The 26,645-nt window shown below is 61.8% G+C and carries 22 protein-coding genes; 11 read left to right on the top strand and 11 right to left on the bottom strand.

All coding sequences use genetic code 11. The annotated features are described in order from the left end of the window. Positions 1 to 54: 54 nt before the first annotated feature. Positions 55 to 642, top strand: a complete 588-nt coding sequence (locus tag JHD64_RS04230) for a lysophospholipid acyltransferase family protein (protein WP_233170320.1) — start codon at positions 55 to 57, stop codon at positions 640 to 642. A gap of 70 nt (positions 643 to 712) precedes the next feature. Here the strand turns inward: JHD64_RS04230 and JHD64_RS04225 are convergent, their stop codons facing one another. The 4 genes from JHD64_RS04225 to JHD64_RS04210 all read right to left on the bottom strand — a co-directional run bounded on the left by JHD64_RS04225 (position 713) and on the right by JHD64_RS04210 (position 3,288). Next, complete coding sequence (locus tag JHD64_RS04225; protein ID WP_199052356.1) at positions 713 to 1,468, bottom strand: hypothetical protein; 756 nt, start codon at positions 1,466 to 1,468, stop codon at positions 713 to 715. Between the two features lie 80 nt (positions 1,469 to 1,548). Further along, positions 1,549 to 2,103, bottom strand: a complete 555-nt coding sequence (locus JHD64_RS04220) for a DUF1415 domain-containing protein (protein WP_059284524.1) — start codon at positions 2,101 to 2,103, stop codon at positions 1,549 to 1,551. A 137-nt stretch (positions 2,104 to 2,240) separates the two neighbouring features. After that, the gene (locus JHD64_RS04215) at positions 2,241 to 2,444 is read right to left on the bottom strand and encodes a cold-shock protein (RefSeq protein WP_045845074.1); all 204 of its coding nucleotides are present in this window, start codon (positions 2,442 to 2,444) and stop codon (positions 2,241 to 2,243) included. Between the two features lie 217 nt (positions 2,445 to 2,661). Continuing rightward, positions 2,662 to 3,288: an HD family hydrolase gene (locus JHD64_RS04210; protein ID WP_370540929.1), complete on the bottom strand. Its 627-nt coding sequence runs from the start codon at positions 3,286 to 3,288 to the stop codon at positions 2,662 to 2,664. A 139-nt stretch (positions 3,289 to 3,427) separates the two neighbouring features. Here JHD64_RS04210 and JHD64_RS04205 point away from each other — a divergent pair, with 139 nt between their 5' ends. Beyond that, entirely contained in the window at positions 3,428 to 4,528 is a 1,101-nt protein-coding gene (locus tag JHD64_RS04205) for an HD domain-containing phosphohydrolase (RefSeq protein WP_199052355.1), read from the top strand. Here the strand turns inward: JHD64_RS04205 and JHD64_RS04200 are convergent. Next, on the bottom strand, positions 4,525 to 5,385 hold the full coding sequence (locus JHD64_RS04200; RefSeq protein WP_199052354.1) for a dienelactone hydrolase family protein: 861 nt from the start codon (positions 5,383 to 5,385) through the stop codon (positions 4,525 to 4,527). The genes JHD64_RS04205 and JHD64_RS04200 overlap by 4 nt on opposite strands. Positions 5,386 to 5,550: 165 nt before the next feature. On the opposite strand from JHD64_RS04200, the gene JHD64_RS04195 reads away from it, so the two are divergent. Then, on the top strand, positions 5,551 to 6,699 hold the full coding sequence (locus JHD64_RS04195; RefSeq protein WP_110312935.1) for an HD-GYP domain-containing protein: 1,149 nt from the start codon (positions 5,551 to 5,553) through the stop codon (positions 6,697 to 6,699). 9 nt (positions 6,700 to 6,708) lie between these two features. Here the strand turns inward: JHD64_RS04195 and JHD64_RS04190 are convergent, their stop codons facing one another. Further along, the gene (locus JHD64_RS04190) at positions 6,709 to 7,302 is read right to left on the bottom strand and encodes a hypothetical protein (protein ID WP_059285486.1); all 594 of its coding nucleotides are present in this window, start codon (positions 7,300 to 7,302) and stop codon (positions 6,709 to 6,711) included. A 168-nt stretch (positions 7,303 to 7,470) separates the two neighbouring features. On the opposite strand from JHD64_RS04190, the gene JHD64_RS04185 reads away from it, so the two are divergent. From JHD64_RS04185 to JHD64_RS04175, 3 genes are all read left to right on the top strand, one after another. After that, complete coding sequence (locus JHD64_RS04185) at positions 7,471 to 7,782, top strand: pyrimidine/purine nucleoside phosphorylase (protein ID WP_059285487.1); 312 nt, start codon at positions 7,471 to 7,473, stop codon at positions 7,780 to 7,782. 420 nt (positions 7,783 to 8,202) lie between these two features. Next, complete coding sequence (locus JHD64_RS21940) at positions 8,203 to 9,792, top strand: EAL domain-containing protein (RefSeq protein ID WP_233170319.1); 1,590 nt, start codon at positions 8,203 to 8,205, stop codon at positions 9,790 to 9,792. Between the two features lie 152 nt (positions 9,793 to 9,944). Next, positions 9,945 to 10,784: a hypothetical protein gene (locus JHD64_RS04175; protein ID WP_199052353.1), complete on the top strand. Its 840-nt coding sequence runs from the start codon at positions 9,945 to 9,947 to the stop codon at positions 10,782 to 10,784. On the opposite strand, the gene JHD64_RS04170 is transcribed toward JHD64_RS04175, so the two are convergent. Continuing rightward, positions 10,785 to 11,582 (bottom strand): response regulator, encoded by a 798-nt coding sequence (locus JHD64_RS04170; RefSeq protein ID WP_059285492.1) that lies wholly within the window; start codon positions 11,580 to 11,582, stop codon positions 10,785 to 10,787. A gap of 105 nt (positions 11,583 to 11,687) precedes the next feature. After that, positions 11,688 to 12,689, bottom strand: coding sequence for a class 1 fructose-bisphosphatase (locus JHD64_RS04165; RefSeq protein WP_059285489.1), 1,002 nt, complete (start codon positions 12,687 to 12,689; stop codon positions 11,688 to 11,690). 144 nt (positions 12,690 to 12,833) lie between these two features. Between JHD64_RS04165 and JHD64_RS04160 the strand changes: the two genes are divergently transcribed. Continuing rightward, on the top strand, positions 12,834 to 13,601 hold the full coding sequence (locus JHD64_RS04160; RefSeq protein WP_158527676.1) for an ABC transporter substrate-binding protein: 768 nt from the start codon (positions 12,834 to 12,836) through the stop codon (positions 13,599 to 13,601). Here the strand turns inward: JHD64_RS04160 and gcvA are convergent. Further along, positions 13,598 to 14,542 carry a transcriptional regulator GcvA gene (gene gcvA / locus JHD64_RS04155; protein ID WP_082693355.1) on the bottom strand — a complete coding sequence of 315 codons (945 nt, stop codon included), beginning with the start codon at positions 14,540 to 14,542 and terminating at the stop codon, positions 13,598 to 13,600. The two genes, JHD64_RS04160 and gcvA, sit on opposite strands and share 4 nt — an antisense overlap. Positions 14,543 to 14,722: 180 nt before the next feature. Between gcvA and acnB the strand changes: the two genes are divergently transcribed. Next, positions 14,723 to 17,317 carry a bifunctional aconitate hydratase 2/2-methylisocitrate dehydratase gene (gene acnB / locus JHD64_RS04150; protein WP_059285491.1) on the top strand — a complete coding sequence of 865 codons (2,595 nt, stop codon included), beginning with the start codon at positions 14,723 to 14,725 and terminating at the stop codon, positions 17,315 to 17,317. Between the two features lie 255 nt (positions 17,318 to 17,572). Then, positions 17,573 to 20,620, top strand: coding sequence for a DNA translocase FtsK (locus JHD64_RS04145; protein ID WP_199052352.1), 3,048 nt, complete (start codon positions 17,573 to 17,575; stop codon positions 20,618 to 20,620). A 61-nt stretch (positions 20,621 to 20,681) separates the two neighbouring features. On the opposite strand, the gene JHD64_RS22190 is transcribed toward JHD64_RS04145, so the two are convergent. Next, positions 20,682 to 20,813 (bottom strand): hypothetical protein, encoded by a 132-nt coding sequence (locus JHD64_RS22190; RefSeq protein WP_255524301.1) that lies wholly within the window; start codon positions 20,811 to 20,813, stop codon positions 20,682 to 20,684. Between the two features lie 221 nt (positions 20,814 to 21,034). On the opposite strand from JHD64_RS22190, the gene JHD64_RS04140 reads away from it, so the two are divergent. Continuing rightward, on the top strand, positions 21,035 to 23,905 hold the full coding sequence (locus JHD64_RS04140; RefSeq protein WP_199052351.1) for a PAS domain S-box protein: 2,871 nt from the start codon (positions 21,035 to 21,037) through the stop codon (positions 23,903 to 23,905). Here the strand turns inward: JHD64_RS04140 and JHD64_RS04135 are convergent. After that, positions 23,902 to 25,107: a VWA domain-containing protein gene (locus tag JHD64_RS04135; protein WP_199052350.1), complete on the bottom strand. Its 1,206-nt coding sequence runs from the start codon at positions 25,105 to 25,107 to the stop codon at positions 23,902 to 23,904. The two genes, JHD64_RS04140 and JHD64_RS04135, sit on opposite strands and share 4 nt — an antisense overlap. Before the next feature lie 106 nt (positions 25,108 to 25,213). Here JHD64_RS04135 and JHD64_RS04130 point away from each other — a divergent pair, with 106 nt between their 5' ends. Then, the gene (locus tag JHD64_RS04130) at positions 25,214 to 26,644 is read left to right on the top strand and encodes a coniferyl aldehyde dehydrogenase (protein ID WP_199052349.1); all 1,431 of its coding nucleotides are present in this window, start codon (positions 25,214 to 25,216) and stop codon (positions 26,642 to 26,644) included. Position 26,645 lies beyond the last annotated feature (1 nt).

Raw genomic sequence — 26,645 nt, 5'->3', positions numbered from 1 at the left:
GGCAGGCCTCTGACCGGAGGGCTGTCCGCCGTCCGTCGCGCGGATCCTGCCCTCATGCCGGACTCCATGCACTACACCATTTTCGATACTCCGCTGCTGCGCGACTTCATGCGCGCTCTGTCCATCATGCTATTGCGCCTGCGCGGCTGGCGCATTGAAGGCAATTTCCCCGATCTGCCCAAATACGTATTGATCGCGGCACCACATACCAGTAACTGGGATTTCCCGCTGACGCTGGGCGTGTGTTTTGCCTTGCGCGCCAAACTGTACTGGATGGGCAAGCACACCTTGTTCTGGGGGCCGCTGGGCCCGGTGATGCGCTGGCTGGGTGGCATCCCGGTCATGCGTAGCCGCAGCAACTCGCTGGTGCAGCAGATGGTTACGGTTTATCAGCAGTCGGAGCGGCTGGTGGTGGCCATTCCGCCGGAAGGTACCCGTCAGCGGGTGAAGGAATGGAAAACCGGCTTTTATCATATTGCCTGGGGTGCGCAGCTGCCGATTGTGCTGGCGTATATGGATTATGCGCGCAAGGTGTGCGGCTTTGGTCCGGTATTTCACCCCACCGGGGATATCGCTGCGGATATGCCGCTCATTCAGGATTTTTATCGCGACAAGGTAGGCAAGTACCCCGATCAGCACTGATCGCCACCGCGTCGCCATCACACCCGCCGGCCTTGTCCGGCGGTTTTTTCATGGAGCGGGCTCAGCCGGCTCAGTGCGTGGCTGCCGGAATGGCGCTGCTGACGGCCGATACCGGCAGGAATTGCAGGAAGGGGCCGGCGACCAGCGACTGACCAAAATCGATGGCGCTGCGCCGTAGCTTCTCATCGGACAGTTCGGCCAGGAGTTCCAGTCGCGCCATGATTTTGCCCATTTCACGTTCGAAGGAAAGATTGCGTTGCTGGCTGTTGATTTCATTGGCCAGCAGCAGGGGGCTGCCGTCGGCATTCTGGCGGTGCCCCAGCAGCCAGGAGGCAACTTCGACATTGTAGGCGGCATTGGCCAGCTGTTGCGCGTCCAGCCCGTGTACCAGGTAGAGTTCGGTGCGGCCACCGTAGACGTCAACCAGCATGCTGCCCAGGCCATAAATCAGCGTGCCGGCGCGATCCCCGCTGAATTGCGGGTCGAAGGCCGTGGTCAGCGCTGCTGTCGAGCGAACCTGACCCAGCGCGGCTAGCTTGCCGTTGTTGCGGATGGCCGCCATGACCTGGGCAATGGCGGCATCACGGCTGGTGGCACCGCTTTTTTGCCATTGGGCTGGATTGCGGCGATAGAGCTTGTCCAGCAGGGTTTGCAGGCTGAGCAGGTTGTCACGCATCGCCAGATTGGCAATGCGGTTGGCGGCGCTTTGTCCCAGCTCGGCAGAGCTGAAGCTGTCGCCCTGTACCGGTTTGCGCACCGGCGTACTGCTGCAATGTGTCAGCAGCAGGCAGGCCAGCAGTGACAGGGCACAACGCAACATCTTCATGGTGACCTCGCAAAGAGGGGGGATGGCTTGTGTTGTACCCTGTGGCTGGCGCTTGAGCAACAAGGCCTGGTGGCCGGGCGTCAGTGCTTGGGGGCGAACAGGGCCTGCCAGCCTTCGACGCCCAGCTTGGTGACGGTGTCGATATTGCGCTCGAAAATGGCTTCCGCTTCGGGGAATGCCTCTACGGCGCGGTCGATGCTGGCTTCACGGATCAGGTGCTGGGTGGGCCAGGGTGAGCGGTTGGTGTAATTGCCGATGTCATTGACGCCGGTGCCGCCAAACTGGAATTTGGGGTGGAAGCTGGCCACCTGCAGTACGCCGTCCAATTCCAGCTCTTCCACGATGGCGTCGGCGATGTCCTGGAATTCGTTGAAATCCAGAAAACGCTGCAGCACATAGGGATGAATCAGCAGCGTGGTGTCGATTTCTTCCGGGCTGCTGTCAGCCAGCAGACGCAGTTCCTTGGCCAGCTCTTCGGCCAGCTGGGCCGGCTCGGTGGCATCGCTGACCACGAAGCGGACCTGGTTCTTGACATAAACCGATTTGGCAAAAGGGCAGAGGTTGAGGCCGATGACGGCTTTTTCCAGCCATTCGCGCGTGCTGGCGATGGCTTCGTCGTGGGTGGGCGTTTGCATGGGGACTGACTCTGGAATGACGGGATGGGAGTGAATGTTAAGGCATGCGACACGGCAGTGCACGCCATGTCTGGCGCACTAAAACAAAAAAACCCGGACAAGTCCGGGTTTTCATCAGCGAGTAATCTTTAAGAAGATTACAGCGGCTGGATGTTGGAGGCCTGTTTGCCCTTCGGGCCATCAACGATGTCGAAGCTTACGCGCTGGTTTTCAGCCAGGGTGCGGAAGCCTTTAGCATTGATTTGGGAGAAGTGAGCGAATACGTCATCGCCACCTTCATCCGGAGTGATGAAGCCAAAACCTTTGGAGTCGTTGAACCACTTAACGGTACCGGTTGCCATTTTGTTTATCCTCAAAACGAGCAAGTTGATAAAACGCATGAAGTTCAAGGGAAATGGCGACTGAGGTACGGACTAAATGCCACTACGACAACTACACATCCACAACTTGAGCATCCTGCAGGCAGGCATACTGCCCATTGTTGCGAATGTTGGCAAGTATTTTCTGCGGGCAATGCCGGCGGTTTGTGATCATACCTGGCAAAAAACATTGTATTGATTATGGTTTCTGCTGGTCGGTAGTCGCGGCCGCGGCAAAGAAACCCTGCTGTTCCGCTGCATCCAGTGCGTGTAACAACCATTGTCCGGCCAGCGGGCAGCCATCGCTTACCTTGCTGACGGCCATGGCCAGCACCTGCTGCTTGCTGATGCCGTTTTCACGCCAGCTTTGGCCCTGGCGACTGAGGTTGAGCAAAATGGGCATCAGCCGGTCCATCGCACGGGCGAAGCGGGCCTCGGCGCTCTGGCGGGCTTCAAATTCCTGCCACAGCGCCACCAGTCCGTCAGCCTGCTCTGGCGGCAGCAGGCCGCAGATGCGGCGGATGGCCGCCAGTTCTTCTGCTTCGCGTGCCGCGCTGTCGGTTTCGGCGTAGACGATGACATCACCGGTGTCGATTTCGCCAAGATCGTGAATCAGCAGCATGCGTATCACCTTGTCGATATCCAGTGGCACCGGCGCATGCTGCGCCATGCTCAGTGCCAGCAGCGCGGCCTGCCAGCTGTGTTCGGCCGAATTCTCATAGCGTTCCAGCCCAAGCGGCTTGGTCTTGCGCAGCACGGATTTGAGTTTGTCGACTTCCAGGATGAAGTCGATCTGTTTTTGCAATACGGCAAAAGAGGGGTTCACGGTGGCGACTCCGGCAAAGAATGAGCTGGGGGCGCTCATCATACGCCTGTGGTTTTGGCTTGCGGGGACGGATTGTGTCCGCTGGCGGCTGTCTGATGATTTATAGTGCAATGACATCAGGCCACCATGTGAGCATGTCATGAGCGATGAAGTGCAACTGCAGTTTGTGCGGGAAGACGCGGAAGGCTTTCAGGACTTTCGCGACGTGCTGTCCGACTATGCACCGCAAATCGAGAAACTGGCTTCACAGCTGGGGCAGAACCCGTCCTCGCCCGAGCTGGTGGGCGATCTGTTCCGTCTGATCCATACCATCAAGGGCGATGCCGGGCTGTGCCGGGTGATGTTCGTGGTGCCTTTTGCCCATGCGCTGGAAGGCTTGCTGGCCCGGCTGCGCAGCGGCGAGCTGTTATATCAGGAGGTGATGGGCGACGTGCTGATGCTGGTGCTGGACCGCATCGAGCTGGTCATGGCGCAGATCGCCGGAGCGCGCCCGGTGGATGAGGTGCAGATGCATACCCTGCTGGATGCACTGCGCTCGCTGGAAAGCCTGCCACTGCCTTCGGTGCTGGCGACCTGTTCGCGGCTGGTGGCGGCCATGGTGGGCGTGCAGGGCAAGAGTGAAGCACCGGCGGTGGCCACAGGCGCCAAGTCGGTGGTGCAGTCGCGTCAGCAGGACATGCTGCTGTTTCGCACCCTGGCCTTGCAGCTGGAGCAGCGCATGCCGGAATTTCTCGGCCGCACCGAGCGCAATCTCAAGCTGGCACTGGAGCTGAATCGGCAGGCCGGTGGCTGGGTGGACGCCGAGCAACTGGAGGCCGCAGTGTATATGCACGATATCGGCATGATGTTCCTGCCGGAGTCCGTCTGGTTGAAGCTGGGGCAAATCAATGACAACGAGCGCCGGCTGATGGCCTTGCACCCGGCCTGGGTGGCCGGTTTGCTGGGGCGCATGCCGGGTTGGGAAGAGGCGGCGCTGATGGTGTTGCAACACCACGAAACACCGGATGGCGAAGGGTATCCTTACGGCCTGGCCAGTGGTGAAATCAGCCAGGGTGCGCGCATTCTGGCCCTGGTGGATGCCTTCGAGGCGGTGATGCTCAAGCATGCCCATCGCGGGCAGCGTCGCTCCATGCTGCGGGCGGCAGCGGAGCTGAATGCGGCGGACGACCAGTTCGAGCGCGCCTGGCTTGATCCGTTCAATCAGGTCATTCGCCGCATGCTGGAGCAGTCTCCCGCCTAGTCGGTATCGGCGGCCTTGCTGGCCTGCATGCCATGGCTGTCCAGCCACGCCTGCAAGCGCTGCCAGCCATCCTGTGCCGCGGCCGCCTGGTAGGAGGGGCGGTAATCGGCGTTGAAGGCATGGCCAGCGGTGGGATAGACCACGATTTGCGAGCCGCTCTGCCCTTGCTGCAAGGCTTGCCGCATGCGCTCAACGCTGTCCTGGGGAATGCTGCTGTCCTGGCCGCCGTACAGGCCCAGTATGGGTACGCTCAGGCTGGCTGCCACATCGACCGGCTGGGTTGGCGTCAGTGCGTCGTGAGCGCCTTCCAGCTTGCCATACCAGGCGATGCCGGCTTTCAGCTGCGGATGGTGACTGGCATACAGCCAGCAGATGCGCCCGCCCCAGCAAAAACCGGTGATGGCAGCACGGCTGGCATCGCCGCCATGGGCGGCAGCCCAGCCCAGGGTGGCGTCGAGATCCTGCATCACCTGCGCATCCGGCACCTTGCTGACGATGTCCTTGATGATGCTGGCAATGTCGGGGCTGGCGGCAGGGTTGCCCTGGCGGAAATACAGTTCGGGTGCCACCGCCAGATAACCCAGCTTGGCCAGGCGGCGACAGATATCACGAATGTGTTCGTGCACACCGAAAATTTCCTGCACCACCAGCACGATCGGCAGGCTGCTGCGGGCAGTGGGGCGGGCGAAATAAACGGGGAGAATGCCATCGTCCAGCGGAATGCCGGCGAGGCCGCTGTCCAGGGCCCGGCTGTCGGTGGCGATGCTGCCGGCCGTCACGGGTTGCACGGCCAGGGCGAAACCGGTGGCCAGTGCGCACTGAATGAAAGCGCGGCGCGGCGGGTTGAATGTATCCATGCGGGTTTGCTCCGGTGTGTCCTGCCCACTGCGGCAGTCAGGACTTGTGGTTTGCTGCGGGCTTGGCGACAATGCCGCTCCAGTGTCCGCCTGTGTCATGGTTTGTCGGCATCAAGGGCGTTGTTTGATTAAACTGCAATCTAGATCCGGTTCCCACTCTCTGCCATGTCCCAGCCGCCATCCAAGATCAAGCTTCCCGGCCGTTTTCTGCGCGTGGGAGAGCAGCTTACCGTAGATGTATACGCCAAAAACGGCTTTCTGCTGCTGAAAAAAGGTCATTATGTCCTAACGCCCGAGCAGCGCGAACGGCTGATGGATGTGGCGCACGGTGATGCGGAAGAGGTAGCGGTCAGGCTGGAGCGCGAACGGCTGGACCGCGCGGCACAGCGGGAACGTGAAGCGGCCAGCACGGTTCCCAAGAATCCGCTGGTGGAAGTCGGCTTCATGGCGGGCCGGCTGGAAGCCTTGCTCCTGCATGGCCTGGCCGTGCCGGGACTGGCCGGACGGCTGGAGGAAATGGCCGAAGAGCTGCTGTTGCTGACCCAGCGCTTTCGCGATGGCATGCTGGCCTCGCTGTTTCTGGTGCCGGTCCGCTCGCATAGCCTGAAGGTGGCCACGCTGCTGGCACTCCTAGGGCGGCGACAGGGGCTGGAACCATCGCGGCTGCACAGCCTGGTCTGTGCCGGCTTGTCGATGAATGTGGCCATCAGCCAGCTGTTAAACCAGCTGGGGGTGCAAAGGCAGGCCATGACGCTGAACCAGCAGGATGAAATGTATGCCCACCCGGTGATGAGTTCGGCGATTCTGCGCGAAGCCGGGGTGGTGGATGAGCACTGGCACCTGCTGGTGCAGACCCATCACGAACAGGATGATGGCCAGGGCTATCCGGCTGGCTTGCGCGGCGAGGAGATCCATCCGGATGCCCGCTTGCTGGCCTTGGTGGACAGTCTGTGCGAGCACTTGCAGCAGGATGGCGTACTGCCCTCGCAGGTGATGGCCAGCCTGTTTCGCGGCGAGCTGGGGCCGTTTGCGCCTGCGCTGGTGTCCTTGCTGATCAAGGAAATGGGTATTTATCCGCCAGGCAGCTTCGTGCGGCTGGCCAATAATGAAATTGCCGTGGTCACCCATAGTGGCGACAAGGCGAACCAGCCGCGGGTGGCTGCCTTGCGCAAGCTGGATGGCCCGCCCTACGCCGATGTGCTGTTGCGTGACACCCGCCAGCCGGCTTATCGGGTGGTCGAGGCCGTGGCTGCCGCCAGTGCGGCCGTCAAGCCGGCCTACCTGACCCGCTTGTGGACCTCGCGACTGGGCTGATCGGCGAGCTCAGGGCGCGCTGCTGCCGGAACTGGCAGCGGGCAGTTGCAAGGGCCGGATTTCCACATGGCTCAGATCCTGCACCTTCCATACCCGGCGCATATGGCCGAAGTCACGCTTCTGCTGATTGCTCAGCTTCAGTTCCGGACGCATCGACAAGTCCAGAAACACCTCTCCCAGATAGACACTGCTACCGGCACTGATGTCGAAACCGGCATGGATAGGCATGCTGACCGAACGCCACTGGCTGCCCCAGCCGGATTCCTCTATCCAGTTGCCCCAGGCATCCGCCACCTGGTAATGACCGGGTGGCAAGGCAAACAACTGCAGCCGGCCATCGACCGGACTCATGCCTTCCTCGCCGAATACCGTATCGGTATTCATGCTGGCGCGGCCATGCGCCACGGTCTGGCCCTGGCTATCGACGATGTGCATGCCGGTATTGGCCGAATCCTGGTCAAATGCGCGTGCGGTGAGCGATACGATGGCATAGCCATAGCCGGGGGGAGGGGTGATGCTGCCCTGCAGTCTGTCTGCCATGGTGGTGCAGGCCGAGAGCAGGCTGACACCAAGCAGCAGGCAACTGCGCTGGAGGATGGCCATGGGTCCGGGCTCCTTGGTATGGGTGGGAGAAGCGCTCAGTATGTCATGCGGCATGCGCTGAGTGGCGACGGGTGGCGACCCATTCATGCATCTTGCCGTCCGAGCGGATTCGGGTATGCTAGCCGATCATTTTATTGTTGATAACAAAAACACCAGCAAAGGATACCCATGGAACAGTTCGATAATGTCAGCGTGGCCAAGCGGGCCAATGTGTATTTTGACGGCAAATGTGTCAGCCACAGCATTACCCTGGCCGATGGCACGCGCAAGTCGGTCGGCGTGATCCTGCCGTCCAAGCTGCTGTTCAATACCGGTGCGCCGGAAATCATGGAGTTGCTGGAAGGCCGGTGCCGCATCACCCTGGCCGGCAGCAATGAAGCGGTAAGCTATCAGGGTGGCCAGAGTTTCACTGTGCCGGGCGATAGCTCCTTCCAGATTGAAGTGCTGGAAACCCTGCACTACGTGTGTCATTTCGGCTGAGCCGTCAAGGCGGCACGAGGCAGCGGCCTCGCTGGAAATGATGTGACCATGCCGGCAGTCTCCGACTGTCGGCATTTTTATTGTGGCGGGGGCGGGCCTTTTGGCGCGAACCGGCCCATTCTGTTAGCTGCGCTTATAAGCGAGGGCGTGATAATAGCCGTCACATTTCACAGTTAAACTGAGCGCCGCCGTTTTGCAGCGCGGTTTGGCCGGGCGGTGACAGGCGATGGCAGCGCTTGCGCAAGCTGTTTTAAGCAAAACTACGCTTTTCCTGCCTTATCCGAAAGGATATCCTTGCAAGCCTTATCCCGCTTGGGTTAAGGGTAATAAGAGCTATGATGACAATAACCAGGCCAGGCGCTGTCAGCGGGCGACCTGCCGTGATCAACCAGCCATGGGCATGGTGACTGGAACAAGTGGATGCTTAAAAAAGTCAGGACGCTATGGTCGCGTTATGCATTGTCACCCAAACCGGCGGTTGTATATTCCGCTGCGCTGGCGTCGTGCCTGCTGACTGGCTGGCTGCTGTCGCTGCTGGTGACCTGGCAGCAGGATCGCACCGAACTGCATGAACGGGTAAGCCTGCTGACGCAACAGCTGGATCAGCAAATCGGATTGGCCAATGGAGCGCTGGGCCGTATCGACGGGGTGCCGGTCAGTGCGGCCTGTGATCTGCCAAGGCAGATGCTGGCCTCGGTGGTGCAGTCCACCCCGCATGCCCGTTACGCCCTGCGTGTGGGCGCGGATGGCACGGCGTGTACTTCCGACTTGTCGCGGCAGGATGTACCGGCCTTGCCGGGTGATGGCCGGGTGTTGTTGCTCAGTGGCAGCCGCGATGGCAAGGCCGTGCTGCGGCTGCAGCGCCATGGCTATGGTGTCAGCATGATCGAACTGGGCGGCGATGCCTTCGTCAATCTGCTGCAGCAAGCCGCTTCCGGCGACATGCAGGCTTATATGGTGCTGGGCGAGCAATACCTGGCGGCGGATGGCAAGGTGCACCCCATGGATGACAGCATCGGCCAGGGGCTGAGTTACAGCCTGCCCGCACCCAGCGGCCAGTTCAGCATCGTGATGCAGGAATCCTGGCTGTCCGTGCTGGAAGGTTCGCTGCTGCGCCGGCCGGATACCCTGCTGCTGGCGGTGCTGGCTGGTCTGGTACTGGCCTGGTCCTTGCTGCGGCGCGAGGTGGCGCGCAACTCCACCGGCTGGGAAATCGCCCAGGGTATCCGCAACCGCGAATTCTTTACCCACTATCAGCCCATCGTGACGGCAGAGCATGGCGAGTGTGTCGGGGTGGAGGTGCTGGCGCGCTGGCGCCATCCGGTGCAGGGGGCCATCCGCTCGGATCTGTTTATTCCGGCAGCTGAAGATGCCGGGCTGATCGTGCCGCTTACCCGCTACCTGATCCGCCGCGTGACCAAGGAGCTGAAACAGGTTGCCTTGCCGCCCGGTTTTTTTGTCGGCATCAATATCGCCGCCGAACATCTGGGCATGCCGGACCTGGTGGAGGACTGCAAGATTCTGCTGGCGGTATTGCGTGAGAAAAAAGCCGTGCTGGTGCTGGAAGTCTCCGAACGCTATCCGCTGCCCGAGCATCAGGTCACCCACCGCGTGGTGCAGGATTTGCGCCAGATGGGCGTCAAGCTGGCGCTGGATGATTTCGGTATCGGCCACGCCGACCGCAATTATCTCCGGCGCTGGGGTTTTGACTACCTGAAGGTGGAAAAGGGCTATGTATCGGCCCTGGGCAAGGACAGCTTCAAGACCAATATCCTGGATGGCCTGTTGCAAACCTCGCACCAGCTTGGTGTGCAGGTGATTGTGAAAGGCGTGGAAACCCAGGGGCAGCAAAACTATCTGTCGGTCAAAGGCTTCGAATTCCTGCAGGGCTTTTATTTTGGCAAACCGATGACGCTGAACCACTTCCGGCAGTGGTTGTACTCCGGTATTACCCAGGACCGGGTGCCCGCAGCCGTCGGCCTTGGCAGGGCCGAGGCGACAGATCGCTAACACAAACCGGATGACCGTGCAGGGCCAGGCTAATTGTCTGGCCCTTTTGCTTTCTGGCCAGCCGGCAGCCACGCTGCCTAAGGGGGGCGGGCTGGTGGCGACATGCTGCTTGCGCTTACAATGCGGCCCTTTTTTCTCGTCCGGGGTGCTTGATGAAGATGATTTACGCAGTGCAGCGTTATGCGGCAACACGGCCTTGGGCCAAGCGAGTGGGGCAGCTGTATGCACGGGAAGTGCAGCAGACGGCGGCACAGCAGCAGGTACAGGAGCTGGTAGGCCGCGAGCTGACGCGTGCCGCCCAGGTTTATCCGGCGGTCGCGGCGCGTACCGCCAGCGAGCAGCGGCTGGCCGATGCCTACGGACAGTTCTGCCGTCATGGCAAGCTCATGGCACATCTGGAAGATGGCTTGATGCAGGCGCTGCGGCATACCCGTGCCCCCGGTCATTTGCCCGACCGTTTGCAACTGCCGGCGGCGGCATTTTATCTGCACGTCGATGGCGCAGAAGGGGGTGCTTTTGTCATGCAGATGCCAGGCCGGCAGGAAGTGGCCTTGCTGCTGCTGCGGGCGGATTTTTCGCTGGCAGGTGCCGACTGGCTGGCCGATGTGGAAGATAGCCTGGCCTTGCAGCTGGCCTATCCGGGCGAGCTGGCAGCACCGTTGGCGGCGGTTGCCGCGCCGTGGCGTGGCTTGCTGACGGCGGTATTGAATGGCCTGGCCTTGATGACGCAGCCGCGACTGCTGCTGGTGCGGGGCTGGGAGGGGGCGGCCCCCTCGGACAGCGTGGCGCTGGCCATGCATCCGGCCTGTGCCAAAAGCCGGCAGAAAGGACGCAGCCAGCTCTTGCAAGCCGGCTATCAGGAAGTGAGTTATTGCCGTCTGGACGGCGTGGCCACCCTGCCAGGCGATTACGCCACTCCCGGCTACTGGCGGCGCCAGGCGGTCAGCGATGCAGAGGGCGGCGCGCGCCTGGTGTGGGTGATGCCGCGCTGATCAGCGCTGCGCCAGTTGCGTGCGCAGCACCTGGCGCACCGCCGAGGTCTCGAAGGGTTTGCCCATGATGGCGGATACGCCGGCGGCCTCGGCGGCGGCCAGCCTTTCCATGTTTTCTTCGCTGGAAATCATGATGATGGGGACCGAGCTTTGCATGCTGCGGGTGCGGATATAGCTGGCCAGCTCGCAACCGTCCATCATCGGCATGTTGTAGTCGGTCAGCACCAGATCAAACAGGGTGCTGTCGATCAGCGGCAGGGCGTCCTTGCCACTCCAGGATTCGGTGATTTTCTCGAAGCCCAGTCGCTCCAGCACAGTGCGGATATGGCGACGCGCCATCACGCTGTCGTCCACCACCAGGATGTTGAGGTCGGCGTAGTCGAGGTCGCTGTCGGTATCGTTCTGGTTGACCGCCAGAAAATCCAGGGTGTCGTTGATGACCTTGCGCAGCTGGGGCAGATCGAAGGGTTTGGGCAGTATGCCCATCAGGCCGGCCTGGCGCATCGGGTCGATCAGATCGGGATTGGTTTCGCTGGACACCAGGATAAAGGGCAGGTCGCGCAGTTCGGTGTGGCCGCGCATGCGGAAAATCATTTCCCCGCCCGTCATGTCGGGCAGGTGGAAGGCGCTCATCACCACGTCCGGCTTGTATTTGCCGATGTATTCCAGCAGGGCTTCCCCGGTTTCGAATACTTCCATGCGCGTAATGCCGAGTTCGGACAGGGCATTGCGGATGATTTGTGCCTGAACCGACGAGCTTTCTGCCAGGGCAACGATCAAGTGTTGAATGGACAGCATGCGCTTTTCCGTTTTTTGTGTAGCCATTTACCACTATAGGCGCTTTGGCGGCGCTGTCATGGCCGCCAATGAAAAAACCCTGCCGTGGCGGCAGGGTCGACTGGTTTATTGCTGATGATAAGCGGTGATGCGTTCGACTTCTTCTTTCGAGCCGAGGAAAACCGCCACACGCTCATGCAGCCCCTTGGGCTGGATTTCCATGATGCGCTGATAGCCGTTGGTGGCGGCACCGCCGGCCTGCTCGATGATGAAGGCCATCGGGTTGCCTTCGTACATGATGCGCAGCTTGCCGGCCTTGTCCGGATCGCGTGCGTCTTTCGGATACATGAAGATGCCGCCGCGGGTGATGATGCGGTGTACTTCAGCCACCATCGAGGCCACCCAGCGCATATTGTAGTCCTTGCCCAGCGGGCCGGTCTTGCCGGCCAGCATTTCATCCACATAGCGCTTAACCGGGGCTTCCCAGTGGCGCATATTGGACATGTTGATGGCAAATTCCTGGGTGGTTTCCGGGACTTGCATGTCGGAGTGGGTCAGCACGAAGGAGCCGTGTTCGCGGTCCAGCGTGAAGCCGTGCACGCCGCTGCCGAAAGTCAGTACCAGCATGGTCTGCGGGCCGTACACGGTGTAACCGGCGGCAACCTGCTTGGTGCCCGGTTGCAGGAAGGCTTCCTGCGTGGGGTGATCAATGCCTTCCGGGCAGCGCAGGATGGAGAAAATGGTGCCGACCGAGATATTGACATCGATATTGGATGAGCCATCCAGCGGGTCGAACATCAGCAGGTATTCGCCCTTCGGGTATTCACCCGGAATGTGATAGGGCAGTTCCATTTCTTCCGACGCCATGGCGGCCAGGCTGCCGCCCCATTCATTGGCATCCAGCAGGAAGTCGTTGGCGATCACGTCCAGTTTCTTTTGTGCTTCGCCCTGGATGTTGCCGGTGCCGGCCTCACCCAGAATGCCGGCCAGCGCACCCTTGTTGACAGAGTAGCTGATGGCCTTGCAGGCGCGGCCAACGGTTTCGATCAGCAAACGCAGTTCGGGCGGCAGGGTGCCGGCCTTGCGCTGTTGTTCGATCAGAAAGCGGGAAAGGGTGATGCGGCTCATGGCGTTCCTTGCGTTCGGTGGGGGGCGGTACTGGCTGGGTTCAGGCACAGCAGCTCGATCTCAGGCGCACATTATAACGAATATGCCTGCAGCGTCATGCGCTAACAGCTATCAATAAACGATGACCCGAGCGAGATGACTGCCATGCGGATTCTCCTGCTACTGATTCTGTTATCCCTTGCCCTGCCGGCTGCAGCCCTGTCCATCTTCACCGAAGAGTGGCCGCCCATCACCTTTCAGCGCAATGGTGTGGCGGATGGCATGGCCGTGGAAGTGGTGAGGGAGATTCAAGCACGCATTCATGACAATACGGCCATCGAGGTCGTACCGTGGGCGCGTGGCTATCGCGAACTGGAAAGCACGCCCAATGTGCTGCTGTTTACCGTAGGGCGCAGTGATGCGCGGGAAAAGCTGATGACGCTGATCGGGCCGGTGGCGGTATCGCAGACCGTGCTGCTGTCGCGCAAGGGCGAAGCCGGCAATCTGCTGGCCTTGGGTACGGCACTTTACAGTCGGCCAGTGGGGGCGTATCGCGGCAGCATTTTTGCCGATGCCGCGGCATCGGCCGGCTTTGTCGAGGTCGATCTGGCTCCCACGCCGCAAGTATCGGCACAGAAGCTGCTGGGGGGGCGCTACGACCTGTGGGTGGAGGGCGGCTTTGTGGTGGCCTCGGTTTTGAAGGATATTCACCAGCCGCCGGATGCGGTGGAGGTGGTCAGGGTGCTGGAGTCGCTGGAGCTGTATCTGGCGTTTTCGCGTGGCACCTCGGCGCGCACCGTCAGGCGCTGGTATGACGCGCTGGCCGCCATGAAGAAGGACGGGAGTTTCCGCCGTATCTACAATAAATGGCTGCCGCGCGATACCGCGCCGCCGGAGATGCGCCAGCTGGGCCTGACGCCGCAGCAGCCCTAGTCTTCCGGAAAGGCGTGGGCAATCATGTTGTCGTTGAGTCCGGCGGCCGGAAAGGGACGCATCTGTCCGGATTCCTGCTCCAGCCAGCGGCAAAAGGAGGCCACGGTGGAGTCGCCCGATGCCGTGCGTGGCACGATCCAGCAGTAATCACGCACCGGCACCACCGGGCTGGACAGGGGCGCCACCAGCTGGCCGGAATCCACCAGCGACTGCGCCATTGGCAGCGGGCCCAGTGCCACGCCCAGCCCATCCAGCGCCGCTTGCAAGGCTAGCGAGAAACGGTCGAAATGCAAGCCGCAGGCCGGTTTCAGCTCGGGTACGCCGGCCAGGGTTAGCCAGCGTTGCCAGGCGGTGGGGCGGGTGTCGGCATACAGCAGGGTGTGCTGCGCCAGGTCGGCCGGGCTGTCGATGGGAAAGCGTTTCAGCAGCGCAGGCGAACAGAGCGGCAGCTCGCATTCTTCCAGGAAAGGCTTGGCGATATGGCCTGGCCAGTCACCGGGTCCGCGACGGATGGCAATGTCGAACGGGCTGTCCAGCCGGCTGATGTCTCGGTCGGATGTCACCAGGTGCAGTTCTACATCCGGGTAGCTTTCGCGGAATACATGCAGGCGCGGCATCAGCCAGTGCATGGCCATGGTGGGGGTGGAGTTGATGGTCAGCCGGCGCTGGTTGTCCGGTTGCAGCAACTGCGAGGTGGCATTGGCGATCAGGTCCAGTCCGTCCTGCACCTGGATCAGGTAGCGCCAGCCGGTATCGGTCAGTTTGACCCGGCCGCCGGCACGGTCAAACAGGCGCACGCCCAGCCATTCCTCCAGCTGCTTGATCTGCTTGCTCACAGCACCGTGGGTAACGAACAGCTCGTCGGCTGCCGAGGAAAAGCTTTCCAGCCTTGCTGCAGCCTCGAATATCCGCAGCGCGTTGAGAGGGGGGTAAGTGCTCATGGTGTGAGTATAACTCACAGACGATGTTTCGATTACTCGTTTGTCACTGGCGGTCAGACGGCGTAATCTTCCAGCAATCAAAACGGGGTAGAAGGAAATCTCCCCGGACGGTTGCCGCCAGTTGATCCCGCGCTGGCGGCTGACTCATTGCAAACAACCCAAGCAAAAAGGTCCCAAGCTATGCTCGAAGCCTACCGTCAGCATGTTGCAGAGCGCGCTGCACTGGGCATTCCGCCCCTGCCGCTGAACGCCAAGCAAACCGAACAACTGGTCGAACTCCTGAAAAACCCGCCCAAGGGCGAGGAAGATCTGCTGGTCGAGCTGATCACCTTCCGCGTACCGCCGGGCGTGGATGATGCCGCCAAGGTCAAGGCATCCTTCCTGGCCGCCGTGGCCGAAGGCAGCGTGGCTTCGCCGCTGGTTTCCCGTGCCAAGGCCACCGAACTCTTGGGCACCATGCTGGGTGGTTACAATGTCAAGCCGCTGATCGACCTGCTGGCCGATGCCGAAGTGGGCGCCATTGCCGCTGAGGGCCTGAAGAAAACCCTGCTGGTATTCGACTTCTTCCACGACGTGCAAGTGCTGGCCGAAGGCGGCAATGCCAACGCCAAGAGCGTGCTGCAAAGCTGGGCCGATGCCGAATGGTTCACCAGCCGTCCGGAAGTGGAAAAGAAAATCACCGTCACCGTATTCAAGGTACCGGGTGAAACCAATACCGACGACCTGTCGCCGGCACCGGACGCCTGGAGCCGCCCGGACATCCCGCTGCACTACCTGGCCATGCTGAAGAACACCCGTCCGGGTGCTGCCTTCGTGCCGGAAGAAGACGGCAAGCGCGGTCCGATGCAGTTCATCGAAGACCTGAAGAAAAAAGGCCATCTGGTTGCCTATGTGGGCGACGTGGTGGGTACCGGTTCTTCCCGCAAGTCCGCTACCAACTCGGTGGTATGGGCAACCGGCCAGGACATCCCGTTTGTGCCGAACAAGCGCTTTGGCGGCGTCACCCTGGGTGGCAAGATCGCGCCGATCTTCTTCAACACCCAGGAAGACTCCGGCTCGCTGCCGATCGAAGTGGATGTGTCCGCGCTGGAAATGGGCGATGTGATCGACATCTACCCGTACGACGGCAAGATTGAAAAGAACGGCGCCACCGTGGCCAACTTCCAGCTGAAGTCCGACGTGCTGCTGGACGAAGTACGCGCTGGCGGTCGTATCAACCTGATCATCGGCCGTGGCCTGACCGCCAAGGCACGCGAAGCACTGGGTCTGGCCCCGTCCACCACCTTCCGTCTGCCGAAAGACCCGGTCAATTCCGGCAAGGGCTTCTCGCTGGCACAAAAGATGGTTGGCCGCGCCTGTGGTCTGCCGGAAGGCCAGGGCGTGCGTCCGGGTACCTACTGCGAACCGAAGATGACCACCGTGGGTTCGCAAGACACCACCGGCCCGATGACCCGCGACGAGCTGAAAGACCTGGCCTGCCTGGGCTTCTCCGCCGACCTGGTGATGCAGTCCTTCTGCCACACCGCCGCTTATCCGAAGCCGGTGGATGTGAAGATGCACAAGGAACTGCCGGCCTTCATCTCCACCCGTGGCGGTGTTGCGCTGCGTCCGGGCGATGGCGTGATCCACAGCTGGCTGAACCGCCTGCTGCTGCCGGATACCGTGGGTACCGGTGGTGACTCCCACACCCGTTTCCCGATCGGCATTTCCTTCCCGGCCGGTTCTGGCCTGGTGGCTTTTGCCGCGGCTACCGGCGTGATGCCGCTGGACATGCCGGAATCCGTTCTGGTGCGCTTCAAGGGCGAACTGCAACCGGGCGTCACCCTGCGTGACCTGGTGAATGCCATCCCGCTGTACGCCATCAAGCAAGGTCTGCTGACCGTGGCCAAGGCTGGCAAGAAGAACATTTTCTCCGGTCGTGTACTGGAAATCGAAGGTCTGCCCAACCTGAAGGTTGAACAGGCATTCGAGCTGTCCGACGCTTCTGCCGAACGTTCCGCTGCCGGTTGCACCGTGCATCTGAACAAGGAACCCATCGTCGAATACATGCGCTCCAACATCACCCTGATGAAGACCATGATTGCCGACGGTTATGCCGACCCGCGCACGCTGGAACGCCGCATCAAGAAGATGGAAGAGTGGATTGCCAAGGGCGAACTGCTCAAGGCGGATGCCGACGCCGAATACGCTGCCGTGATCGAAATCGATCTGGCCGACGTGAAAGAGCCGATCGTGGCCTGCCCGAACGACCCGGACGATGTGAAGTTCATGTCCGAAGTGGCCGGCACCAAGATCGACGAAGTGTTCATCGGTTCCTGCATGACCAATATCGGTCACTTCCGTGCCGCTTCCAAGCTGCTGGAAGGCAAGCGCGACCTGCCGGTCAAGCTGTGGCTGGCTCCGCCGACCAAGATGGACGCGCAGCAGCTGACCGACGAAGGTCACTACGGCGTGTTCGGCATGGCCGGTGCCCGCACCGAAATGCCGGGTTGCTCGCTGTGCATGGGTAACCAGGCACAGGTACGCGAAGGCGCCACCGTGATGTCCACTTCCACCCGTAACTTCCCCAACCGTCTGGGCAAGAACACCAATGTGTTCCTGGGTTCGGCCGAACTGGCCGCCATCTGCTCCAAGCTGGGCAAGATTCCGACCGTGGAAGAGTACAAGGCCAATATCGGCATCATCAACGAGAAAGGTGCCGAGGTTTACCAGTACCTGAACTTCGACCAGATCAAGGACTACCAGGACATCGCCGCTACCGTGGCCGTGAACTGATCCCGAGCGCTGATCGACAAGAACCCCGCCCTGTGCGGGGTTTTTTTGTTTATGCCGCCGTTTGGGCGGTGCGGCCATGCGAAGCGCGGTCAAAAACGGGTACAATCGGCGCTTTGGATTGCCCCTGTCGTGTGCTGCGGAATTGGCCTTGGGCTGGTTTGCGCGACTACGGCAGAATGAGGAAAGAGGTTGCTGATCGTGTGGTTTGTGCTTGGGCTGATGATGTTGGGTGTGGCAGCAGGTGTGACCTGGCGGATGCTGGGAGCAGGGCACCCCTGGCGTGCGCGGGTGTCGCTGCAGCGTGAGCGCCTGCTGAAGAAGCTGGATCGTGTGCTGGGTGCCGGTCATGATGAAGAGCTGGACATCACGCCGGCGGCATTTCGTGAACGCCGCCGCGAACCGGTGGCCATCCGCTTTGACAGCACCGTGGCGGATGAGGAGCCCGGCCTGCCGCCGCCATCAGGCAGCGAGCCGGCCCGTGCCCAGCCCCAGCCCAGGCCGGCTGTCGCTGCCGCCGTGCCCACGCCGCCGCCGGCCAGCCCCGCCCCGCGCGTGCAGGGCAAGCCCGCCACGCCAGCGCCTGATCTGCCACATGTCGAACTGGTACGCAGCTATCGCAAGCCCAAGCCATCAGCCACTGCCCCCAGCCAGCCGCGTGGCGAAAATCTGCCGGTCATCGGGCTGGACGAGCTGCAAAACAATCTGCATCACGGCTCGCGCCGTCGTCAGGCACAGCGCCAGTCGCTGTCTGGCCATCCCGAGCCGCGCCCGCTGCCGGTGATCGATCCGCATGAAGTGCGTGCCCAGGTCAATGCCCTGCACAGCAAGCGCCGTAGCAATGAAACCCCGGTGGCCAAGCCGGCCGTGGTGTTGCAGCCGGTGCATCCGGCTCCGCGCAAGATCATCACCCAGCCGATTCCGCCGCGGGTCAGCCCACCACCCTCCGAGCCGGCCATCGTACGGCACGAGCAACAGCCCAGAAGCAATGCTTATGCCGGCTGGATCCGTCCGCCAGCGCAGCGTCCGCCAGCGGCCAAGCCCGCCCCGGTGCTTGAGCCGGCCGCGCAGCTGTCCGGCCTGTCGCTGGCCGATATTCCCGACGCGCCTTTGCCACACAGTGCGGCTGAATCTGCTGCACCTGCACCGCTTGCGCAGCCACTGTCGTCTTCACCGCAGCCAGCGCTGGAGAATGTGCAGGTGGCAGAAATGCCTGCCGAGCAGCTGTTTGCCAATGGCGAGCCAGCTGACCCGTCCGCGGTTTTACCGCCGGCGGAGCAGGGCGCGCCGGCAAGCCAGGCTGAGCCTGTTGCCGCGGTCACCATCAGTGAGCCGCCGCCCGCTGTCGTGGCGGAAGCCAGCAGTGTGAGCCCGCTGCCGGCGGAGCCGCTGGCAGCGCCGCGCATGCCTGTCTCGCCTCCGGCCAGCATGGCCGTGCCGCAGGCGGAACCGGAGCGTCAGCCGTGGCGTTGGCCCGAGCAGAGGCCGCAGCTACCGCCGCAGGACTGTGAGGTCCACCCGGCCGCACCGCCACCCCCGCCTGCTGCCGAGCCGGTCTTGCCGTGGTCGATGATCCGCGAGAACCCGCCCGCGGTGGCCCCCGCCAGCAAGCCGTCGAGTAATCTGGTGTGGCACCTGCTGGATGAGACTGATTTGCCACCCGCTGCCGCGGCTACCACCAGCAGCGAAGTGACCGCCGTAGTGGCCGAGTCGCTGGCTGTGCCGCAGCAGCCGGCAGTGGCAAGCGTGGCGGACGCTGCGCTGCCATGGAGCCTGCCGCCCGCCGCCGCCCATCGTTCCAGCCTGCCGGTGATTTATGGTGAAGACTGCCTGCCGGGGCTGGACCTGCTGCGTCCGGCCGAAGAAGCCACCACCGTGGTGTCGGAAGACGAATTGCTGGAGCGCGGCATCCTGATCGAGGAAAAACTGGCCGAGTTCAAGGTCAAGGTCAGTGTGGTGGATGCCTATGCCGGACCGGTGATTACCCGTTACGAGGTGGAACCGGCCGTTGGCGTGCGTGGCAACCAGGTGGTCAACCTGATGAAAGACCTGTCGCGGGCGCTGGGGCTGGCATCCATCCGGGTGGTGGAAACCATTCCCGGCAAAACCTGCATGGGGCTGGAGCTGCCCAATGCCAAGCGCCAGATGATCCGCTTGTCGGAAATCTTCTCCGCCGATGTATTCCAGCAACCGGCCTCGCGGCTGACCATGGCGCTGGGCAAGGACATTACCGGGCAGCCGGTGGCCATCGACCTGGCCAAGGCACCGCACTTGCTGGTGGCCGGTACCACCGGTTCCGGCAAGTCGGTGGGCGTCAATGCGATGATTCTGTCCATGCTGTACAAGGCCACGCCGGACGAAGTGCGCTTCATCATGATCGACCCCAAGATGCTGGAATTGTCGGTATACAACGATATTCCGCATCTGCTGGCCCCGGTGGTGACCGACATGAAACTGGCCGCCAATGCGCTCAACTGGTGCGTGGGCGAAATGGAGCGTCGTTACCGGCTGATGAGCGCCTTGGGTGTGCGTAATCTGGCCGGTTACAACGACAAGGTGCGCGAAGCCGAGGCGGCCGGCCGCCGGCTGACCAATCCCTTCAGCCTGACCCCGGAAACGCCGGAGCCGCTGAACAATCTGCCCTTCATCGTGGTGGTGGTGGATGAATTTGCCGATCTGATGATGGTGGCCGGCAAGAAGATCGAAGAACTGATTGCCCGTCTGGCACAGAAAGCCCGCGCTGCGGGCATCCATTTGATACTGGCGACCCAGCGGCCGTCGGTGGATGTGATTACCGGCCTGATCAAGGCCAATATTCCCACGCGGATTGCCTTCCAGGTGAGCAGCAAGATCGACAGCCGCACCATTCTCGACCAGATGGGCGCGGAAAGCCTGCTGGGCCAGGGTGACATGTTGTTCCTGCCGCCGGGCAGCGGCTATCCGCAACGGGTACATGGCGCTTTTGTCACCGATGACGAAGTGCATGCCGTGGTGGATTTTCTCAAGCAGTGGGGCGAGCCGGATTATGTGGAAGGCTTGCTGACTGGTGAAACCGAGGCGGACGAGGAGTCGGCTGCGGCCACTGCCAAGACTCAGGCGGCAACCGAGAGCGATCCCTTATACGATGAAGCAGTGGAAATCGTGTTGAAAACGCGCAAGCCGTCGATTTCTGCCGTGCAGCGCCATTTGCGCATAGGCTATAACCGCGCGGCGCGGCTGATCGAGCAGATGGAGGCGGCCGGCATTGTCAGTGCCATGGAAAGCAATGGCAACCGCACGGTACTGGTGCCGCAGCGCGATTTCTGAGACAGGCCGCGCCATGCAAAAAGGCAGCCGTGGCTGCCTTTTTGCTTGCACCTGCATCCGCTTAGCGCCCAGATCTGCGCCGTGGTTGCTGGTCTTCCTTGCGGATACGGATGGGGATCAGCTCGCGCTTTTTCTCCAGCGGGGCGGTCAGCATGCCCAGCACGATGGCAAAGGCAGCGATCATAAGGATCATCAGTACGGTTTCCATGGCGGCTTCCCTCGGCTAGCTGAGGTCTTGTTTGGCTGACCTCTGTCTTCATTGTTGGCGCAACTGGCTGATTGCTCAAGTTAAATATGTGGTTATTGTTATTTTTTTCAAGCAAAGCAGGCTAATTTCATAGCACTTTGCCGAGCACTCCAAACATCATCTATAAAGTAAAGCATGAATCTGCATACCGATGCCGGGAGACCGTCTTGAGCTTGTCATCATTCTCGGGCACGCCACAACAGGGCCAGCCGCCGACGGCTGGCCTGTTGCTGTCGATGCTCAATGCGGCGGACACCGCGCTGATGGCACTGGATGCGGACGGCCTGATCATCCTGTTCAATCATGCGGCAGAAAAGCTGCTGGCCTACCGGGCTGATGAATTGTGCGGGCAGGCACTGCCCAGCGTGCTGCTGGAGCCGGACTTGCTGGAGCAGGAGCGTGCGCAGCTGGCTGCCCGGCTGGGTCGTGCGGTGGACGCTGTCGAGGTATTCACTGCCGAAGTGCAGCCCGGACGCAGCCTGACGCGGGAGTGGCCGCTGCGTGGCAAGGATGGCCGCTTGCATACCGTCAATCTGTCCATCACCGCCATGGTCGAGCCAGGCGCTGCCGGCGGCTATATGGTGGTGATGCAGGATGTGACCGAGTTCAAGCGTCTGCAGCAGCTGATGACGCGCCAGCATGCCCTGTTTGCCAATGGCCCGATGGTGGCGTTCGCCTGCCATGTACAGCAGCCGCGGGTGGTGGTGGAAGTCAGCCCCAATGTGGCCTCCATACTCGGCTATTTCCCGGAAGACATTCTGCTGGAGCCTGACTGGTGGCTGCAGCACCTGCACCCGGACGAGCTGGCCGGGCTGGCCGACGGTGGCTGGCGGCTGGGCCAGGAGCGCGGTTTTACCTGCCGCCGCTATCGTTTCTGGCATGGTGCAGGTCACTGGTGCTGGTTGGAAGAGCAGGTGCAGCAGGTTGCCGGCGATGTGGTGCAGGGTTACTGGATGGATGTCAGCAACCAGGTGGAGGGCGAGGACAGGCTGGCCAAGATCGCCGCCAATACTCCCGGCATGATTTATCAGTTCTGGTCCGCCCCGCAGGGACAGGGCAGGTTTTCCTATGTCAGCGACGGCGTGCTGACCATTTTTGGTGTCACCCCGGCCCAGGTCAAGCAGGATGCCGATCTGGTGTGGCGGCGCGTATTTGCGGATGACCAGCAGCGGGTGTGCGAAGAGAGCGAATCGGCACTGCGCTACCAGCTGCCGTGGATCAGCGAGTTTCGCGTGCTGTTGCCGGATGGGCGGCTGATCTGGGTGGAGGCCCGCGCTACGCCGGAGTTGCAGGATGACCAGTCGGTGCGCTGGCATGGTTTGATTTCGGAAATCACCCAGCGCAAGCGGACCGAAGAAGCCCTGCGTGAAAGTCAGGAGCGGCTGGACATGGCCATGCGCGCGGCCAATATCGGGCTGTGGGACTGGCATGTGGCGCTGGGACGGCTGGATTTCAACCAGCAGCTGGTCAATATGGTCGGCTACGACTACCACGAGCTGCATGACAATCCCGGGCAATGGCAGGCGCTGGTCCATCCGGATGACCTGGCCACCGTGCGCCACAATATCCGCGCCCTGCTCAAGCGTGAGGCCAGTCAGTACCAGATCCAGTACCGCTTGCTGCGGCGTAGCGGTGAAGTGCTGTGGATACTGGACAAGGGCCAGGCCACCGAGGTGGACGGCAATGGCAATGTCTGTCGCATCGTCGGCACCGTGCAGGACATCACCACCCACAAGCAGGCGCAAAAGCTGCTGGAAAACAGCGAGGCGCATTTCCGCATGCTGTTCCAGAATCACGGTGCGGTGATGATACTGGTTGATCCGGCCAGCGGGGTGATCGTGGATGCCAATCCCTCGGCCGAGCGCTTTTATGGTTATCGCCGGGGCGAGCTGGTTGGCATGCCGATGAGCAATATCAACCAGATGGAAGAGGCCAGAATACGCGGCACCATGGGCGTGGCGCTGCAGCAGGCACACAATCATTTCACCTTCACTCACCGGCTGGCCAATGGCCAGCTGCGCACGGTCGATGTGCATTCCTCGCCGGTGGAGTCTGGCGGGCGCACCTTGTTGTTTTCCATCATTCATGACATCACCGCGCGCCGGCAGGCCGAAGAGGCGCTGTCCACCCTGCAGCGGCAATTGCTGACCATCATCGAAAACTTCCATGGCGCCATGCTGCTGGAGGACCACAACGGCGAGGTGGTGCTGGTAAACCAGCAGTACTGTCAGCTGTTCTTGCCCGGCTATACCCCGGAGCAGCTCCAGTATCTGGGCCGGGTGCAGGTGGCGGCCATGGCGGCGCGACAGTTTGCCGACCCGCAACGGCTGCTGCAAAGGCTGGAAGAATTGCAGCGTTCGCGCGAGGTGGTGCTGGGCGAAGAATGGCCGCTGGTCGATGGCCGCATCCTGGAGCGCGACCATGTGCCCATCTTTATCGAGGGGCGTTTGCGCAGTGTGCTGTGGGTATACCGTGATATCAGCAGTCGCAAGCTGCAGGAGGAATCACTGCGGTTGCTGGCCACCACCGATGCGCTGACCGGCATTGCCAACCGGCGCAGTTTCATGGAAAAGCTGGAGGATGAATTTGTCCGCTTCCAGCGTTTCAGCAATCCGGTGGCGGTGCTGATGCTGGACATCGATCACTTCAAACAGGTGAACGACAGCTGGGGTCATGCCGTGGGCGACCGTGTGCTGCGCGACTTTGCCCACATCTGCCAGCAGGTGGTGCGCAAGGTCGACGTACTGGGCCGGCTGGGCGGCGAGGAATTTGCCGTGCTGCTGCCCGGCTGTGGCATGGCCGGGGCGCTGGCCTTGGCAGAGCGCTTGCGCCAGGCGGTGCGCGCGCACCGGGTTGCGCTGGATGCCGGCGAACTGCAGGTGCGGGTGAGCATCGGCGTCAGTTGTTTTGCCCGCGACCAGCAGGAGGCCAGTGTGGCGCTGGCTCTGGCCGACCAGGCATTGTACGAGGCCAAGCTGGCCGGTCGCGATCAGGTACGGGCCTTCGACGGCAACGGTCAGCGCTTTACTGCCGCCTAAACCGGGGGTAGGGCGCTGGCCGGCGCGCTTTTCTTCAGCGCCCGCATGGCCTGGTCCACCCCTTCCAGGGTGAGCGGATACATGCGCTCCTGCAGCAGGCGGCGCATCATTTGCAGCGACTGGGTGTAGTCCCAGTACTGCTCGGCCACCGGGTTGAGCCATACCGCATGGCGAAACTGCTGCAGCAGGCGGCGCATCCACACTTCACCGGCTTCCGGGTTCATGTGTTCGACGCTGCCGCCGGGGTAGCTGATTTCATACGGGCTCATGGTGGCGTCACCGACAAAGATCAGTTTGTAGTCGCTGCCAAAGGTGTGGATCAAGTCGTGGGTGGACAGACTGCTGCCCTGGCGGCGGCGATTGTCTTTCCACACCGTTTCATAGACGCAGTTGTGGAAGTAGTAATACTCCAGGTGCTTGAATTCGCTTTTCACCGCGGAAAACAGCTCTTCCACCGCCTTGATGTGGTCGTCCATCGAGCCGCCCACATCAAACAGCACCAGTACCTTCACCGTATTGCGCAGTTCGCGCAGCATTTTCAGCTCGAGCAGGCCGGCATTGCGGGCGGTGGCAACGATGGTGCCGTCCAGGTCCAGCACTTCTTCCGCGCCCTCGCGGGCGAATTCGCGCAGGCGGCGCAAGGCCAGCTTGATATTGCGGCTGCCCAGTTCGGCCGCATTGTCGAAATTGCGGAATTCGCGTTTATCCCACACCTTTACCGCCCGGCGGTGGCGCGAGCCATCCTGGCCGATGCGTATGCCTTCCGGGTGGTAACCATAAGCACCAAACGGGCTGGTGCCGCCGGTGCCTATCCATTTGTTACCGCCCTGGTGGCGCTCTTTCTGTTCTTCCAGGCGCTGGCGCAGGGTTTCCATCAGCTTGTCCCAGCCCAGTGCCTGCAGCTGCTGCTTTTCCTCTTCGCTGAGAAATTTCTCTACCTGCTGGCGCAGCCAGTCTTCCGGAATCTCGGTTTGCAGATCATCCAGTACCAGCGCCTTGCCCTGAAAGTAATGGCCGAATACCTGGTCGAAACGGTCGTAATGTTTTTCGTCCTTGATCAGCGTGGTGCGTGCCAGATAATAAAAGGCGTCCAGGCTGCCAAAGGCCACCTGCTGTTGCAGGGCTTGCAGCAGGGTCAGGAATTCCTTGAGCGATACCGGCAGGCCGGCCTCGCGCAGGGCGGTAAAGAAATCGATCAGCATGGGTAGTCCACGTAGAGTGACAAGGAAATTTCCCGGTGCTATTCTGGCTTTAGAGTCGTGGCTCTAAACGACCGTTTGCCGGATGGAACAACACGAGGATAGCACAATGAATGTCATGCCAATGCAGCAGGAAAACGCGCTCAGCTTGCCGGATGCCCATGCCGCCCTGTGCCGCGCCGCTGCCGCCGAGCGTTTTCCGGTGCTGGCCCGCCGGCTGGGCTGGCTGAATGCGCTGGAGCAGCTGATCCAGCAAAACCACGCTGCGCTGATTGCCGCCATCAATAGCGATTTTGGCCAGCGCAGCAGCGTGGAAACCCGCCTGGGCGAGCTGTTTCCCAGCCTGGAAGAATTGCGCAGTGCCCGCCGTCAGCTGCGGCGCTGGATGAAGCCGCAGCGACGCGGGGTCTCCATCTGGTTTCGTCCGGCACGCAATCGCGTGCTGCCACAGCCCTTGGGGGTGGTGGGCATTGTGGTGCCGTGGAATTACCCGTTGTTTCTGGCATTGGGGCCCTTGATCGGCGCACTGGCGGCCGGTAACCGGGTGATGATCAAGATGTCGGAATTCACCCCGGCCACCGGGCAGTTGCTGGCCGAGCTGGTGGCGCGTTACTTCGAGCCGGATCTGGTTTGCGTGATCAACGGCGGGCCGGAGCTGGCGCAAGCCTTTACCCGCTTGCCCTTCGATCATCTGCTGTTCACCGGCTCCACCGCGGTGGGCCACCATGTGATGCGTGCCGCTGCCGACCATCTCACACCGGTCACACTGGAGCTGGGTGGCAAATCGCCGGCACTGGTGGCGCGCGATGCCGATTTTGCCCGGGCGGCAGAGTCGATTGTTGCCGGCAAGCTGTTCAATGCCGGGCAGACCTGCGTGGCCCCGGACTATGTGCTGGTGAATGCCAAGGACCGCGACCGGCTGCTGGCCATGCTGGACGCGGCCGCGACGCGGGCCTATCCCACGCTGGCCAATAATCCGGACTACAGCAATATCATCAACCAGCGCCATTACCAGCGGCTGCAGGACTGGCTGGCCGAGGCGCGCGCCGCCGGGGCCGAAATCCGCCAGATCAACCCGGCCGCCGAGGATCTGTCCGGCACCCGCAAGCTGCCATTGACCCTGGTGCTGAACTGCCCGGCCGACTGCGCGCTGCTGCGCGAGGAAATTTTCGGCCCCATCCTGCCGGTGGTCTGCTACGACCATTTCGACCAGGCCCTCGCTTACATCAATGCGCGGCCCCGGCCGCTGGCGCTGTATCTGTTCGACAACGATCCGCTGCGTATCGAAAAAACCCTGCACCAGACCATTTCCGGCGGGGTGTGCATCAATGAATCCGTGTTGCATGTCATCCAGCACGATCTGCCTTTTGGTGGCGTCGGTGCCTCCGGCATGGGGCATTACCATGGCTATGAAGGCTTTCTCACCTTCTCCAAGCTCAAGCCGGTATTCGAGCAAAGCCGCTGGTCGGGCAGCTGGATGACCCGGCCCCCTTATGGCCGCACCGTGCAATGGCTGCTGCGACTGATGATGCGAGGCTGAG

It is taken from the genome of Aquitalea sp. ASV15 (assembly GCF_016429115.1).
In the GTDB taxonomy this organism is placed as follows: domain Bacteria; phylum Pseudomonadota; class Gammaproteobacteria; order Burkholderiales; family Chromobacteriaceae; genus Aquitalea; species Aquitalea magnusonii.
Note: the sequence above shows the minus strand (reverse complement) of the source record. Positions and strands in the feature narration are given on the sequence as shown.